Raw genomic sequence first — 16,417 nt, forward strand, 5'->3', positions numbered from 1 at the left:
CTTTCTTGAAAAATTGACCGTTAAAGAATGTCAATGAAAGATTAGCTTGATGGTATAGGCGTAAGCCATGGATTTTTCAAGCAAAGGTGAATAATGTTAAAGGAAGTCGCGGATTCAAATACAAAAGCTAGTTTAAGAATTCTAAGCTTTGATCTTGCCAGGGGACTGGCTGTCTTATTTATGATTCTGATTCATGTGTCAGACTTTTATGGTAATCCCGAGTATCAATCCTCTGGTTTGTCCTACTTTTTCAAGTTGCTGGGAGAGGCTCCGGCAGCCCCGGTTTTCATGTTTATTATGGGGATTTTTATTGCTTTTTCTCCCATTAAGTCAGTTGCGAGCGGTTTAAAGCGCGCACTTGCTTTAATCCTACTTGGCTATGTCCTGAACTTTTTGCGTGCTTCCCTTCCTATGTGGATTGGTATTAAGACCGGGATTGTTACTCAGGAGGAACTGGGGAGTTATACGCCTTTAACAGAGCTTCTAATTGTGGATATTTTGCAATTTGCCGGCTTGGCTTTTGGTATTTGTGTCTTGCTGAGGGGCTACCTGAATCATGTTGGAAGTTGGTTAGCCCTGGCAGTCATTGTGACCTTTATTTCGCCTTTTCTCTGGGGGATTCAGTCAGAGAGTGTTTGGTTGAATGCGATATTGGCGTTGTTGTGGGGTGGAGATGAACAAGGTGCTGCCTTCCCTCTGTTTCCTTGGTTGGTATTTCCTTTGTTGGGGATGGCATACGGTCAGTGGTTTAGACGTTGTGGAGGGAATCTTCAGTTTTATATAAGGTCGGTATTTACAGGGATAGTACTTGTGGGAACAGGCCTATTGTTTAACTATTTTATACCCGATTTTGTCAGTGAGGATTACGCTTTGTTAGCGCCGGGTTCTTGTATTGGAATCTTGGGTTTTATCGTGATTTGGTTAAGTATTTGCAGCTTACTTGTTAATAAAGTTAAGCCCAATAAGATGTTTGACTTGCTCTATTTTTGGAGTAGAAATGTCACTGTCATCTATGTGCTTCAATGGCTGTTGATTTGTTGGGGGTCAATCTTCGTTGGTTTCCAGAAGATGCAAGTGGGAAGTATGCTGCTGTCTATGCTCGTTGTATTGATATTGACGGATGTGCTGACCAGAGTTTGGTTGAGGTTTAAAAGTAAGAACACTTCTCAAAGCCTTCAAGAAGCGGTTGCTGCATCTTAGTATTTATAATTCTGTGAATGGTTGTTGAGTTAAGGCGAAAGCCCCGCTAAGGTAGCGGGGCTTTTTTATTTGTATCAGTTTTATAATCCGTCTATCTATTAGTTTATTTATCCGTCTATTTTTAGCGTCGTTATAGGTTAGGTCAGCAGTTATGTCCCAAAACGAATTGGTCAGGCAACTTAAAGATCAAATTAATCAATGTTTATTGAAGGATCAGTATCCAATTCGGCGCGCTATTGGGGATTTACAAGAGCATTTATCCAGCGCTGACGTGTCTGATAATAAACAAAAGCACGATTCTTATAAAAAGAAATCCAAGCCACGAAAGATTTTGACGGTTGAGCAGATTGTTAAACGTATAGAAAGCTCTACGGAAGTCAGGACTCGCCGAGAGTCTGTGTCACTTTCCATTCAATACCCTGAGATTCTTCCAGTATCCGAGCGTGTTGATGAGATTAAGAAGGTAATCTCAGAAAATCAGGTTACCGTCATTGCTGGTGAAACCGGGTCTGGTAAGACCACTCAGATTCCTAAAATCTGCTTAGAGCTTGGTTATGGTCGCAAAGCTCGTATCGGGCACACGCAGCCGCGACGTTTAGCAGCCACCTCGGTTGCCAGTCGTTTGGCAGAAGAGTTGAATGTTGAGGTTGGGAAGGAAGTCGGTTATCAAGTTCGATTCAAAGATAACTCGAATGAGCAGACTCTCATTAAATTGATGACTGACGGTGTACTGCTGAATGAAACTCGCTTTGATCGCTACTTTAACCAATACGATTGCATCATCATTGATGAGGCGCATGAACGTAGCCTCAATATTGATTTTCTTTTGGGGTATTTGAAGCGAATTCTTCCGAAGCGCCCTGATTTAAAAGTCATCATTACTTCAGCGACGATTGATCTAGAACGATTCTCGAAACACTTTGATGATGCGCCTGTGGTTGAAGTTTCAGGTCGGACTTATCCAGTGGAAACTTGGTATCGACCTCTATCAGCGGCAGGTGAAGAACAGGATGATCTTGATCTGTTTCAAGGGATTGCTCACGCTGTTGAAGAACTAGAGCAGGTTGAACGAACCGGTGGAGAGGATGGTCAGAAATGGCCAAGAAACGGTGATGTCCTTGTTTTCCTTCCTGGTGAACGAGAAATTCGCGAAACGGCTAAAGAGTTAAGAGCTCGTCAATATCGAGATACCGAGATTTTACCTTTGTATTCTCGGTTAAGTAGCGCAGAGCAAAACAAAATCTTCAATCCGTCTGGTAGTGGTCGAAGAGTCGTATTAGCAACCAACGTCGCGGAAACGTCTTTGACCGTGCCGGGTATTCGTTACGTGATTGACTCAGGTGTTGCCCGCATCAGTCGTTATAGTTACCGAAGTAAAGTTCAGCGTCTTCCTATCGAAGCCATTTCTCAAGCCAGTGCTAATCAGCGTAAAGGTCGTTGTGGTCGAACCGCACCGGGTATTTGTATTCGGCTATTTGATGAGCAGGATTTTATTCAGCGCCCTGAGTTTACTGACGCGGAAATTCATCGCACCAATTTGGCGACAGTAATTTTACAAATGCTCGATCTCAAACTGGGTGAGATTGAACGTTTCCCATTTGTTGAAGCGCCAGACTCTAGGTTTGTCAAAGACGGTTATCGTCTATTGGAAGAGCTTGGTGCTGTTAATAAGCAGCATCTAACAAAGGTCGGGCGTCAAATGGCTCGCTTACCGTTGGATGCTCGAATTGCTCGTATGGTGATTGCGGGGCACGAACTTAAGTGTTTATCCGAGATTATCATTATTGCTGGTGTTCTGGGATTACAAGATCCACGAGAACGACCTCAGGATAAACAGCAGCAAGCGGCAGAAAAACACAGTGCCTTTAAAGATGATGCTTCTGACTTCGTAGCACTGATTAATCTGTGGAATGCTTATGAAGAGCAACGCCAGGAAGTAAGTAATAGCCAGCTCAGAAAGTGGTGTCAGAAGAATTTCATTTCTTATATGCGTATGCGCGAGTGGCGTGATATGCATCGTCAGCTTCATATCTTGGCTAAGAGTCTGGATCTTAAAGAAAATGAAAATTCGGCTTCTTATGAGTCCATTCACAAGGCGCTGTTGACCGGATTGCTTGCTCAAATTGGGCAGTTAAAAGAAAAGCGCGAATATCAGGGAGCGCGTCAAAAGCTCTTCTATATTGGGCAAGGTACTCCTTTGGCACGTAAGACGCCGAAGTGGGTGGTCGCCGCTGAGATGATGGAAACTCAGAAGCTTTTTGCACGAACCGTTGCGAAGGTTGAGCCTTATTGGATTGAAGAAATGGCGGGTGACTTGGTTAAGCGTCATTACTCTGAGCCACATTGGGAAAGAAAACGCGGGGAAGTGGTCGCTTTTGAGCGCGTCAGTCTTTACGGCTTAACGACGACGCCAAAGCGTAAGATTTCTTATCAAAAGCATGATCCGGCTTTGTGTCGAGAGATTTTTATCCGAACAGCGTTGGTTGAAGGTGATTACGATACCAATGCTCGATTCTTTCGAGATAACAAAGCCTTAATTGAAGAAGTGATGGCGTTGGAAGATAAAACCCGTCGTCGCGATATTTTAGTCGATGATGAAACACTGTTTCGTTTCTATGATGAACTGCTTCCAGAAAGCGTTACCGGTCATATCAGCTTTGAAAAGTGGCGCAAAGAAAAAGGTCAAGGGCGGGAAAAAGCGCTGGTACTCTCCAAAGAATATCTGTTTAAGCAAGATGAATTTGCTTTGTCAGAGGATGAATTCCCCGATGTAATGAGCTTCGGTCAGCTTAAGTTGCCGTTGAGTTATGCCTTTTCTCCGGGTAAAGAAGATGACGGCGTATCGCTCAAAGTGCCATTGTCTGCGTTAAAACAAGTACCTGAAGCAGAATTGGATTGGTTAGTGCCTGCCTTCCTGAAAGAACGTTGTGTGGCTTTGATTAAGGGGCTACCTAAGCAGTTCCGACGCCATTTTGTTCCCGTGCCGGATTACGTGGAAAAAATTCTTCCTCGTTTAACAAAAGGAAAGGGACGATTGATTGATCAAATCTCGGATCAACTGTTTTATCTTTCAGGTGTGCGTGTTAGTGAAGAACATTGGCAACGAGTAGAAGTTGAGCCTCATCTGACAATGAATATCCAGTTAATTGATGAGGCAAACAAAGTTATTGATCAGGGACGGGATCTTCATCAATTGCTTGAAAAGTGGGGCAATAAGTCCACTGAATTGAAGGTGTCTTCCAATACGCCTCAAGAATTTAATCGTAAAGACATTGTTGAGTGGGACTTCGGTTCGCTACCGAGTGAGTGGGAGTATACGGTGTCTGGCGTTGTGGTTAAGGGCTTTCCGTTTTTACAAGACGATGGTGCGAGCTCGTCGATTGCGCTGACGGACAGTGAACTATGGGCCAATCACCAACACAGATTTGGTGTCTGTCGATTACTGAAAATATCGTTAAGAGCTCAGATTCTGCATCTAATCAAAGAATTGCCTAAGTTTGAAAAAACGGCGTTGTGCTTTGCCACCATTGGTAATCGAAATCAGCTGACGGATGATTTTATTACTGCGCTATTGCTTAGATACATTGATGAAACAGAGCAGGTGAGGACGCCAGAGGCGTTCACGCAGTTACATGAAACGATTCGAGCTGGCCTATATGATCGTGGATGTGAGTTGGCTGAGTTGTTGAATGCCATTATGCTTAAATATCAGTCTTTGGCGAATAAGTTGAAAGGTAAGTTCTCACTCACCACCGCGTTTGTGTTCAGTGATGAAAAGAAACATTTATCTCAGTTGGTTTATCGTAATTTCTTAACGGAAACGCCTCCTGATGCACTTCAGCACTTCCCTCGGTATTTGGACGCCATTGAGTATCGCCTTGAGAAGCTTCAAGGGAATATTCTCAAGGCACAGGACTTCATGAATACGCTGAATGAGTTTTGGGATCGCTATTCAGCGATGTTGGAAAAGAATAAAACCCGACATCGTTACGATCCTAGGCTTACTGAATTTCGCTGGTTGATTGAAGAGTTGAGGGTGTCTTTCTTTGCTCAAGCGTTAGGAACGACTCAGAAAGTATCTGCAAAGCGTCTTGAAGAGTGCTGGAAAGAAGTTGTTCAATAATAAAAGGAATAGGCCTGCGCTATTTGCGCAGGCCGTGAAAATGAAAAGCTAAATCAAGATGTCTTAATCAGCTTCCATTTATTAGGAAGTGAACTCCAATGCTTGCAAAGTAGCCGAGGGCAATCACCGGTGTCCATTTTAGATGGCTAAAGAAGGTGTACTGTCCTCGAGCTTGGCCCATTAGCGCCACACCGGCAGCCGAACCAATTGATAATAAACTACCACCGACACCTGCAGTCAGAGTCACCAAAAGCCACTGATTCTGTGACATGTCAGGTTCCATCGTTAGTACCGCAAACATAACCGGGATGTTGTCCACAATGGCAGAGAGTATGCCCACCAGGATATTGGCAACTGTTGGGCCTAAATCGCCATAGATAAAGGCTGAGGTTAAGTTTAAGTAGCCAATGAAGCCTAAACCGCCTACTGCGAGAATGACGCCGTAGAAGAAAAATAAGGTATCCCATTCCGCTTGAGCAATACGATTAAAGACATCGAAGTTATAGGGATCAACATTCGCACCAGGTGGGTTCTCAGGGCCAAAATTATACATACGTGATTTTTGTTTGAGATAGAAACCGAATAGTTTGAGGTAACCAAGACCCAGCATCATGCCAAATACAGGTGGGATATGAAGGAAGTTGTGAAAGCTAACGGCGGTAATAATAGTCACTAAAAATAGGCCAACAATCACAAGCCCACCGTATTTGATGGCGGACTTACCTTTTTGAATGCCAAGGATTTCTGGCTTTCCTTTCGGAATGGCAAACTGGATGATAAGCGCTGGAACTATTGCGTTGGTAACGGAAGGAATGAAGAGCGCAAAGAATTCTTCAAAAGCAAGAAGACCTTTTTGCCAGACCATTAAGGTCGTGATATCCCCAAATGGGCTGAATGCGCCACCGGCATTAGCACAGACTACGATATTAATGCAGCTTAGCGTGACAAACTTAGGCTGGCCCTGGCCTACCGTCATAATAACCGCACACATAATAAGAGCTGTAGTTAAGTTATCTGCAATAGGTGAGATAAAGAAGGCGAGAACACCTGTGGTCCAGAATAAGCTTCGATAACTGAAGCCTTTATTGACCAGCCAATTCCTTAATTCTTCAAAGACGCCTCTTTCCAACATGGCGTTAATGTAAGTCATAGCGACTAACAGAAAGAAAAAGAGCTCAGTGTATTCGAGAAAGTTATGTCGGATGGCGCTTTCGACAGCATGTGTATTGCCGTGAGAGTTATAGGTAATTGCGATGATTACCCAAATTAAACCTGCAGCGACCATGACAGGTTTGGACTTTCGCATGTGTATTTGTTCTTCGAGAATAACAAGCACATAGGCAAAGGTGAAAATGGCAATGGCTATATAGCCTGTCCAGCTTTGGGTTAAATCCAAAATATGGTCAACATCAGATGCTGACAACAAGCCTGGAGCTAACCCAAAGAGGACAATCAGTGGAAGGTACTTCATCGCTATTGATCCTAGAGATTATTGCTTTTAATGGAATAATTAAGTCCTAATTTTTAGAGCAACGAATCTATCATAGCGAGTGCCAAGTAAATATATGAGTCTGCAGGAATCTCGTCTTTACTTGGCTTAAATCAAGGTTAATTCATAGAAAGTGAAAGGGTTATATTCTTCGAACGCGAATATTCTTACCTTTGATTTTTCCTGTTTTAAGACCTTCTAATGCCTTTCTGGCTTCAGCTCTGGAAACCGCAACGTAGCTAATGTAATCGAAGATGTTGATCTTTCCAATGGCAGAGCCGGGTATGCCGATTTCTTTGGTTAAAGCTCCTAAGATGTCGCCAGGACGCAGCTTATGCTTCTTACCCGCATCTAATCCAAGTGTCACCATATTGGTTTTTTCTGGCCGTGGGCCATGTTCTTTCAATGTGTCTATGGCGATGATCTCAATAGGTTCAGCTTGCATACTATTGATGAGGTCGTATTTCATCTTTTCCGAGCCCAGATATAAGCTGAAGGCTTGACCTTCTTCGCCAGCTCGACCGGTTCGTCCGATACGGTGGATATATACTTCAGGGTCTCTAGGTAAGTCATAGTTCACGACCGCATCAAGCGCTGCAATATCAATGCCCCGAGCTGCAACATCCGTAGCTACTAAGATATGCGCACTTTGGTTGGCGAAACGTACCAGTGTAAGATCACGCTCCCTTTGTTCCATATCGCCTTGCAGAGACAAAGCTAAGTAGCCGCACTGTTTTAGATAATCTGCAACATCATTACAGGTCTGTTTGGTGTTACAGAAAACAATGGCTTGTTTAGGCTGGAAATTTCTAAGGATGCGCACAAGTCCTTTATTTTTGTGTTCTACACCTTTTTCAACCTTGTAAAAGGCTTGTTCAATGTGCTGTTGGGAATGGCTGCTTTCGACTTCTACTGCAACCGGCTTGTACTGGAAATTTTTACTGAAGGTTTCTATGTCAGTAGGGAAGGTTGCAGAGAACAGCAGTGTTTGCTTTTTACGAGGCGTGAAGTCAGCAATGTAATTAATGTCGTCAAAGAAGCCCATATCTAACATGCGGTCAGCTTCATCTAGAACAAAGGTTTCAACACCTTCCAGTTGTAGTGTTCCTTTTCTTAAATGATCTTTGATTCGACCTGGTGTGCCCACCACAATGTGAGCTCCATGTTCCAACGAACCAATTTGAGGGCCGATAGGCTGGCCGCCACACAAGGTAACCACTTTAATGTTGGATAAGTACCTAGCGAGCTTTCGGATCTCAGTGGCGACTTGGGTTGCTAGCTCTCTGGTAGGGCAAAGCACGAGCCCTTGTGCACCAAAAAACTTTGGGTTGAGCTTGGTTAAAATAGGAATACCAAAAGAGGCGGTTTTACCACTGCCAGTCTTTGCTTTACCGATTAAGTCTTTTCCTTCAAGCGTAACGGGTAAGCTCAATGCTTGAATATCGGTCATGGTTTTGTAACCAAGCTGATCGAGATTGCTAAGGAGTTTTTGGGGAAGATCAAGTGAGCTAAAGGCTTGGTTTGACACAGTAGTTTCCATAGTTGCGATGTAAGAAGTGTGATGTAACAAAGTGCGCTGTAAGAACCTAGATCTAAGAAAAGGAGTAGCGTTCAAGCTACTCCAATCATAGATGTTTTTTTAGTGATACGAATGAAAAGAAATGTTCAGGGTGAACCTTTGGATCATCAATAGAACTTGTCTTCACCTGGCTTACGGGTTTTAAAGCGTTTATGCAGCCATAGATATTGACTCGGGTGTTTGCGAATAGCGGCTTCAAGATGAGCGTTCCAGGTTGCAGCGTCCTTCTCTTCGTCTTGTCCAAAGTCTTCTAAGATAGGTGAAAAGCAGATTTCATATTGACCGTTTGGATGACGGAATTGGCTGACTTGCATCACCGTGGCGCCTGATTCTCTGGCAATCCAGCTGGGGGTTGTAATACAACCTGCGTTCACTCCAAAGAAAGGTACAAACACTTCGCATTTCCGACCGAAATCCTGATCCGGTGCATACCAAACGGCACCGCCGTCTTTGATGTACTGAATCATATCTTTAAGGCGGTATTTGTCGAACCCTTGGATGTTGTAGTGACGTCTTCGGCCGTTTTCAATCATTCGATCAATCACTGGGTTATCATTCGGGCGGTACATATAACCAGGGTTTTTAAGTTGAGCCGCGAAAAATGGCAGTGCAATGTCAAAAATGCTGAAGTGTCCGCCAATAAGGAAAACCCCTTTGCCTCTTCTTTTGGCTTCTTCTAAGTGTTCTTGGCCGGTAATAATCAGATTGTTGACGTAAGGATCGACGTTTTGCCACCAGGAATGAGTCGTTTCCAGAAAGCCTTTAGCACATGCGACAAAGGTATCCTCAACCAGTTTGTCTTGTTCAGAATCAGATAATTCTGGAAAACAGCCTGCAATATTCTTCTTTCCGACCTTACGGCGAGCATTTATTTTTTTGTATGCAAGGCGACCTAGTTTGTCCCCCAAGCTTTGTTTCCAGCGCATTGGAAGGAGGGAAACCAAGTAAAGAATAAAGACAACAAACCATGATGGAATAAGGGCTGGGTGCCAAACTGACTTATGTTTATGCTTACTTGCCATGGAATTTACTCTGCTCTGAAACAAAGGGGAGAATTCTATCTTGTAATGAGTTTGTCTCCTAGTAAATGCCGTCAAAATCTTGAGTATGACTGGATGAATCTGCGGTTTATAACTGAAACATATATGTAATATTTTTTTTATTCATCTGTAACATTAAACACTAAGAATACGCTTCAACGGATGAGCACTGGCTCTGAGTTCTCTAAAAAAGTAATGCACTTAAATATATTAATGGGAAGCATATAATGAAGCGTAAACTACTACCATTCGCAATCGCTGCTGCAGTAGCTGTTCCTGGTGTTGCTCTGGCTGAAGCAACTATCTACGGTAAATTAAACGTATCACTTCGCAATGTTGATACTAGTGAAGACATTTGGGAACTTGAAAGCCATGCATCCCGTCTTGGTTTTAAAGGTGATGCAGAATTAGATTACGGTTTGTCTGCAATTTATCAGCTAGAATATGAAATTTCTCCAGATCAAGAAGATGGTGGTTCTTCTGATGATGTTTTCAAACAGCGTGATATCTTTGTTGGTTTGAAAGGCAGCTTTGGTACGTTCAAAGTGGGTAACATGGACACGCCACTGAAAAAAGCACAAGGTAAAGTTGATCTTTTCAGTGATGTTGTTGATATGAATATCCTTCTAGACGGTGAAAACCGTCAAGACAATGCACTTCGTTATACTTCTCCTAAGTTTGCTGACATGTTCACAATCGATACTATGATCGAAGTGGGTGATGGTGCAACTGATGAAGATGGTAACGAGCGTGACGGCCTAACTGAAGGTACTTCTATTGCTCTTATCGCTGGTGATAAGAAATACAAAGCTCAGCCTTTCTACGCGGCGTTAGCGTATGAAAATGACATCACTGAAAACAAAGGCATCAGCATCATTCGTGCAGTAGCTGGCTATAAAATCAATGACATCACGCTTGGTGCCTTGTATCAGCAGTCTGAAGGTGAGCTAGAGTCTAACGAAGATTATGATGATGATGGCTTTCTACTAAGTGCTGCTTACAAAATGGATAAAGTTACCTTCAAAGGCCAATATGTAAGCTCTGATCAGTCTGTCGATTCAAAAGGTCCAATTGATGGTGAGGGTGGTGAAATGTTCACTCTTGGTGTTGATTACAAGCTAGGTAAGAAAACTAAGACTTACGTTTACTATGGTGACGGTGAAAACGACGCTGATGCAGAGTTGACTGTTTACGGCCTAGGTCTTGAGCATAAGTTCTAAGAATTTGTTTCTTATGTAACGCTGTTCAAATCATGAGAAGGGAGCGGATATGCTCCCTTTTTTAATGTCTAAGCATTTCTGGTCGTATATGGAACTAACTTATTCTTTGCTTCTCCTATACTTTTAAGAGATCGACTCTTGTAAATAGCTTGATGTCTCTGTAATTTGTCGTTTTTTCTAGGCGGTTGTTTAAAGGATATAACGTTGAAACCTCTATTACCTTTGATTTTGTTGCTCCTTTTACCTTTAAAAGGTATTGCATCTGATAAAGCAGATCCTGATCCTTGGGAATCGTTTAATCGAAGTATGTTTACCTTTAATGAGTGGTTAGATACCTACATAGCTAAGCCGGTGGCGCAAGGTTATCGATATGTTATGCCTTCGGTTGCAGACAAAGGCGTAACTAATTTTTTCAGTAATTTAGGTGAGCTGGAAAATACGGTAAATAATTTGCTTCAGCTTAAATTTGAAGGTGCAGGCGTTAGTATCGGTCGCTTTGCTTTAAATTCAACGGTAGGGTGGTTTGGTTTGGTCGATGTGGCTACTCATGCAGGGATTTATGAAAGGGACGAAGATTTTGGGCAAACTCTCGGTTACTGGGGGGTGTCGAGCGGTCCTTATGTGATGTTGCCTGTGTTTGGCCCAAGTACTTTACGTGATACTGCTGGTCGAGTAGGAGATTTCTATACACCTAGTCCTTTAGACTACGATCCAATGGCTGAAGAACTACATCCAGATACTCGTATGGGAATGACTGGTGTAAATATTGTTGATAAGCGTGCAGATCTGTTGGCGGCAGAGCGAGTAGTGTTCGGAGATGATAAGTACATCTTTATTCGTGATGCCTATTTGCAGACACGAGAATTTGAAGTGAATGACGGTGTTGTCTCTGATCCTTTCGCAGATTCAATGGATGACTTTGAAGACTTGCCTGAATAAAAAGACAAAGCACCATTTCATCAAGATATTAAAAAAGGGCTCATTGAGCCCTTTTTTAATTAATGCCTTCGATGATTACACCGATTTCATATTGTCCGTCTTTTTCAATGCAACGCATTGATTTAACTTCGGCCTCAAGTGGCGGTAAGTTAGGACGAGTTGAAGAAATGACGATATGAAAAATAGCATCATCTTCAATGGGTTCTGGTGACATGATTAACATGCCATTGCCACTTAAGTCTAGGCAACGAGCCTGGATGACCTGATTGCCATGTTTCAAGGTAATGGTTGCAGGAACATCCATCTGCATCCGAATGAAGTTTCTTTTTTCTTGATAGTCGCGAGCCAACATCACAATACCTCTAGTTCGGTATTTATTTTTCTTTTTTAGGAATACTCCACTTTATACTGCTAGTTTAGCTCTGTGTAAAGAAAGGGCCAAATTTGTCTGACAAGACGTATATTCATTTTTTATAGTTGTGGACGGATTATCATTTATATAGATTAGGGTGCTATTCTTAGCTCGATGATTCCAAAGATGAAGGAAAGGATGCCTAATGACGGTAACAGGCAAAATACTGATTATTGACGACGATGATGCAGTTCGCAGTAGTTTAGTTGCATACCTAGAAGACAGTGGGTATTTAGTCGAAGATGCTCAAGATGGTAGCGGTGGTTTGGAGGCCTTCAAACAATCTCAACCTGATGTTGTTTTATGTGATTTGCGAATGCCTAAAATGGACGGCTTGACTGTCCTTTCCGAAATTAAGAAGTCTTCCCCTGAAACGCCGGTGATTGTTGTATCTGGAGCAGGGGTTATGACTGATGTGGTTCAAGCTTTGCGATTAGGGGCTTCCGATTATATTGTAAAGCCTGTGGTTGATATGGAAATTCTGGTGCACTCGATTGAACAGTGCCTGGAAAAGAAAAAACTGATCGATCAAAACCTGCTGTACCGCGAAGAGTTGGAAGCGGCCAATCAAGAGTTAAGAGAACGGATTTCTCTACTTAAGCAAGATCAAAAAGCAGGTCGTCATATTCAACAGCGCATGCTTCCTCGTCAGGAGTATGAAGCCAAAGATTATCGTATTCAGCATCGTCTCTTTCCCTCTCTGTATTTAAGTGGTGATTTTGTCGATTATTTCCGTATCACGGAAGATAAAGTCCTTCTCTATATGGCCGATGTTTCAGGTCATGGTGCCTCTTCAGCTTTCGTTACTGTCCTCCTTAAAAATCTTACTATTCGCCTAAGAAAGGCGTATAAGAAGAGTGGTAAAGATGATATTCTGCAACCGGCTCTAGTACTTGAACGCATCAACAAAGAACTTCTAGAAACAGGGATGGGTAAGCACCTGACTATTTTTTACGGTGTTTTAGATACTAAAGAGAATACTTTGGTTTATAGCATCGGTGGGCATCTACCGTTACCTATTCTTAAGACTGGTAATCATTGTGAATTTTTATCAAACAATGGTGGTTTTGCAGTGGGCTTGTTTGAAGAAGCAGAATATAGTCAGCAAGAGCTAACTATATCGCCGGATGATTTTGCATTGATCACCTTTTCTGATGGTGTTTTAGAGTTGCTGGAAGAGAAAAGCTTACTTGAAAAAGAGCAGTTCCTTTTAGATCTGGTGGCTGCTGGAGCTGATAATATTGATGGTATCTGTGATAGCCTGAAACTTAAGAGTGTTCAGGATGCTCCAGATGATATTGCTATTCTGAGTTTGACTCGTCGGATGTAACATGGAAAACGGTAGAATTCTTGTCTCAGCGAAGGATGGTACTTACATTCTGAAGTTTATGGGTGACGTACGTCTAACGCTTTGTGCAACGTTGGATGACTTTCTGGAGTCTATGTGCCGAAGTGAACAACTACAGGCTGTCTTGATTGATTTGACCGAAACCGAAGGCATCGACAGTACATCGTTGGGGCTTTTGGCTAAAATTTCAGTGTTGTCTCGAAAGAAGCATCACCTCATTCCTACCATCATCTCTACCAATCCTGACATTACACGGATTCTCGAAAGCATGGGGTTCGATAAAGTCTTTGTTATCTTGAATAACCCTCTTTCTACCCCCATAAATCTTAGTGAACTGCCTGTAATAGAAGGCAGTGAAGCTGTTGTTCATCAGAAAGTGCTTGAAGCTCATAAAATACTTATGGCTATGAATGACTCTAATAAAGAAACATTCAAAGATTTGGTTTACACCTTGGAAGGTGATTGCAAGCACGGTTAACATCGTTTCTTTTTTCTATCAAAAGGGAAATTTTTCATGACTGAATCAGTCAAGATCGCTGTCTTAGGTGGCGGTAGTTTTGGTACTGCTATAGCTAATATCGCCGCTGAAAATGGACATCAAGTGTTTCAGTGGATGCGTAATGCTGAGGCCGTAGAAGAGATTTTGATCACTCGTCAGAATCAGCGCTATATGCCTGATTATCATCTAAATGAGAATTTGGTACCGACAACCGATCTTGAGCAGGCAGTAACAGATGCGGTTGTTGTTTTTGTTGCTATCCCAAGTAAATCGTTTCGTTCTGTTGTAAGCCAGATTAAACCTTTCATAAATGATTCCCAATTCTTTGTCAGCACCACCAAAGGGATTGAGGTCGAATCGTTCAAGTTGATGAGTCAAATCATTCAGGAAGAATTGGATACGGAACAAGTTGGGGTTCTCAGTGGTCCAAATTTGGCTAAGGAAATAGCTAAACGTCATTTGACGGCTTCTGTAATTGCTTCTGCTGATGAGGATAAGTGTCAGTTAGTCCAGCAACTGTTAAGTAATGATTACTTTAGAGTGTATGCCAGCAATGATAATTATGGTGTGGAATTAGGCGGAGCGCTTAAGAACATCTATGCCATTATCTCTGGTTTAGCTGCTGCAATGGGGTTGGGTGAAAATACTAAGAGTATGTTAATTACTCGAAGTCTGGCTGAAATGAGCCGATTTGCCGTACAGTTAGGGGCTAACCCTATGACATTCTTAGGGTTGTCGGGTGTTGGTGATTTAATCGTGACCTGTATGTCTCCGCTTAGCCGTAACTATCGGGTTGGCTGTGCGATAGGGAAAGGAAAGACGCTTGAACAAGCAGTTGATGAGCTTGGCGAAGTTGCAGAAGGTATTAATACGCTAAAAATCGTCTACGATAAAGCTGAAGAGTTGGGTGTTTATATGCCTTTGGTTTCTGGCCTTTATCAAGTTCTGTATGAAGGGGCGCAAATTAAAGATGTTGCGAGAAACCTAATGTTAGGCGCACATAAACAGGATGTGGAATTTGCTATTAAGGATGGTGAATAGAATGAATTATGATGATCAGACGAAATTAGAGAACAAGCTGCTTAGGCTTGTTTTTATGGTGTTATTTGCTGTGGTTTATAAACTATTAGATATTGTTCTAATGCTGGTAGCAATTGCGCAATACCTATTCCATCTCTTAACCGATAAAGACAATGAAACTTTGCGACAGTTGGGCGATGGGTTAAGTTGCTACTATTATCAGATCTTTCAGTATCTAACTTATAATTCTGAAGAAAAGCCATTTCCGTTTTCTGACTGGCCTACCTCTAGTGAAGAGTTAATGAAAAATATTAAGAATACTGAGTCTGAATAGACCAATAATAGGCTCCTGAAATGTTGAGCTAGGGTTAAATAGAAGAGTTGAGTTTATTCAATATATGACACTTGTTAGCTAAAGGACGGGGCATGGAAAACGCGAGTAATCATCTCTTATATGCGACTCGAGCGGATTATTACAGTGCGAAAATCAGGGCGTATTTAGATTACCAGTCTCTGCCTTTCGATGAAGTTGTTCCCAGTCAGAAAGAAATTGATCAAATAATAAAAGCGAGAACCGGAATGGAAGAGTGTCCGGTTCTGATTACGCCCGAAAATATCCTGTTCCAGCCAAATATTGATACGATTGACTCCTTGGAAGGCACTGAAAGTTTGAACTATCTTTCCGTTATTCCAGATGTCACCCCGCTCAAATTTATTGTAAAACTCATTGAGTTGTACTGTGATACTTTTTTGTTCCTTCCTGCATTGTACATGCGCTGGGGTTACGATGAAGCCACAGTGAATGCGTATTTACGCTTAAGAAAGATATACCAATCACCGACGCAGGCTCAATTACAGGCCAATAAGGAACGACAGAAGCTGTCCTTGTTTGGTTTGAACAACCATAACGGTCCGTTCTTTGAGTACCACGCAGAACAAATGGTACTTATTCTAGATAAGCACTTCGAGACTCATAAATTTATTCTGGGGGATCGTCTTAGTCTGGCTGATTTGGCGTTAATGGGGCCGCTGTTTTCCCATTTTTATCAGGATATACGGCCAAGAGAGCTGTTGCTGGATAAATCAGTTCATTTAAAGGCTTGGATTGAACGAATGGTAATTGCTGAGCGAGCTGTAGAGGCTGACTTACCTGATTGGGAATCTCTAGGGCATATTCCAGAAACGCTCTATCCATTGATTCAGTTGATTGCGGATGATGCGTTCCCGTTCTGGTCTGAAAACTTAGATGCCTGGGAAGCATGGGCGTCGAACGATAGGGTGAAGTCCGAGTCTGTTCCGCGGTTTGTATCTACGCATCGTTTTATTTGGAATGCGGTTTCAGTGGAGCAACCGACATCGGTTGAACAGGTTTGGCACTTACAAAAGTTATTGTCGCTGTATAGTGACTCAGATGTGGCAGATCAAGAATATCTTGATAACCTTTTGGACTCTCTCGATTTGTCAGAGTTATTACAGATTACGGTTTCCCATCCTGTAAGCTACAAAGAGTATGCTTTCTATCATCGAGATGCACTTGGTTAATCGTTA

General features: G+C 42.4%; 13 protein-coding genes. 9 read left to right on the plus strand and 4 right to left on the minus strand.

Translation table 11 applies throughout. The annotated features are described in order from the left end of the window. Positions 1–93 precede the first annotated feature (93 nt). The gene (locus ACFOEK_RS08795) at positions 94–1,200 is read left to right on the plus strand and encodes a heparan-alpha-glucosaminide N-acetyltransferase domain-containing protein (protein WP_386719304.1); all 1,107 of its coding nucleotides are present in this window, start codon (positions 94–96) and stop codon (positions 1,198–1,200) included. A gap of 151 nt (positions 1,201–1,351) precedes the next feature. Further along, positions 1,352–5,323 (plus strand): ATP-dependent RNA helicase HrpA, encoded by a 3,972-nt coding sequence (hrpA, locus tag ACFOEK_RS08800; RefSeq protein WP_386719307.1) that lies wholly within the window; start codon positions 1,352–1,354, stop codon positions 5,321–5,323. Positions 5,324–5,390: 67 nt separating this feature from the next. Here the strand turns inward: hrpA and nhaD are convergent, their stop codons facing one another. The 3 genes from nhaD to ACFOEK_RS08815 form a co-directional block, all read right to left on the minus strand. After that, positions 5,391–6,794: a sodium:proton antiporter NhaD gene (gene nhaD, locus ACFOEK_RS08805; RefSeq protein WP_386719310.1), complete on the minus strand. Its 1,404-nt coding sequence runs from the start codon at positions 6,792–6,794 to the stop codon at positions 5,391–5,393. Between the two features lie 160 nt (positions 6,795–6,954). Next, positions 6,955–8,340 carry an ATP-dependent RNA helicase DbpA gene (gene dbpA, locus ACFOEK_RS08810; RefSeq protein ID WP_386719313.1) on the minus strand — a complete coding sequence of 462 codons (1,386 nt, stop codon included), beginning with the start codon at positions 8,338–8,340 and terminating at the stop codon, positions 6,955–6,957. Positions 8,341–8,498: 158 nt separating this feature from the next. Further along, positions 8,499–9,413: a lysophospholipid acyltransferase family protein gene (locus tag ACFOEK_RS08815; RefSeq protein WP_386719316.1), complete on the minus strand. Its 915-nt coding sequence runs from the start codon at positions 9,411–9,413 to the stop codon at positions 8,499–8,501. Positions 9,414–9,658: 245 nt separating this feature from the next. Between ACFOEK_RS08815 and ACFOEK_RS08820 the strand changes: the two genes are divergently transcribed. Both ACFOEK_RS08820 and ACFOEK_RS08825 read left to right on the plus strand, forming a co-directional pair. Beyond that, a complete protein-coding gene (locus ACFOEK_RS08820) occupies positions 9,659–10,651 on the plus strand; it encodes a porin (RefSeq protein ID WP_386719319.1) in 993 nt (330 codons plus the stop codon). A 204-nt stretch (positions 10,652–10,855) separates the two neighbouring features. After that, complete coding sequence (locus ACFOEK_RS08825; protein ID WP_386719322.1) at positions 10,856–11,590, plus strand: MlaA family lipoprotein; 735 nt, start codon at positions 10,856–10,858, stop codon at positions 11,588–11,590. Between the two features lie 55 nt (positions 11,591–11,645). On the opposite strand, the gene ACFOEK_RS08830 is transcribed toward ACFOEK_RS08825, so the two are convergent. Continuing rightward, positions 11,646–11,942, minus strand: a complete 297-nt coding sequence (locus ACFOEK_RS08830; RefSeq protein ID WP_386719325.1) for a PilZ domain-containing protein — start codon at positions 11,940–11,942, stop codon at positions 11,646–11,648. Between the two features lie 205 nt (positions 11,943–12,147). Here ACFOEK_RS08830 and ACFOEK_RS08835 point away from each other — a divergent pair, with 205 nt between their 5' ends. The 5 genes from ACFOEK_RS08835 (at position 12,148) to ACFOEK_RS08855 (ending at position 16,411) form a co-directional block, all read left to right on the plus strand. Next, complete coding sequence (locus tag ACFOEK_RS08835; protein WP_386719328.1) at positions 12,148–13,332, plus strand: response regulator; 1,185 nt, start codon at positions 12,148–12,150, stop codon at positions 13,330–13,332. Between the two features lies 1 nt (position 13,333). After that, positions 13,334–13,828: an STAS domain-containing protein gene (locus ACFOEK_RS08840; protein WP_386719331.1), complete on the plus strand. Its 495-nt coding sequence runs from the start codon at positions 13,334–13,336 to the stop codon at positions 13,826–13,828. 36 nt (positions 13,829–13,864) lie between these two features. Next, positions 13,865–14,890, plus strand: a complete 1,026-nt coding sequence (locus tag ACFOEK_RS08845) for an NAD(P)H-dependent glycerol-3-phosphate dehydrogenase (RefSeq protein WP_386719333.1) — start codon at positions 13,865–13,867, stop codon at positions 14,888–14,890. 1 nt (position 14,891) lies between these two features. Beyond that, complete coding sequence (locus ACFOEK_RS08850; protein WP_386719336.1) at positions 14,892–15,203, plus strand: DUF4389 domain-containing protein; 312 nt, start codon at positions 14,892–14,894, stop codon at positions 15,201–15,203. Positions 15,204–15,295: 92 nt separating this feature from the next. Continuing rightward, positions 15,296–16,411 carry a glutathione binding-like protein gene (locus ACFOEK_RS08855; RefSeq protein WP_386719339.1) on the plus strand — a complete coding sequence of 372 codons (1,116 nt, stop codon included), beginning with the start codon at positions 15,296–15,298 and terminating at the stop codon, positions 16,409–16,411. Positions 16,412–16,417: the final 6 nt, after the last annotated feature.

The organism is Litoribrevibacter euphylliae (assembly GCF_042646085.1).
Lineage (GTDB): Bacteria > Pseudomonadota > Gammaproteobacteria > Pseudomonadales > Litoribrevibacteraceae > Litoribrevibacter > Litoribrevibacter euphylliae.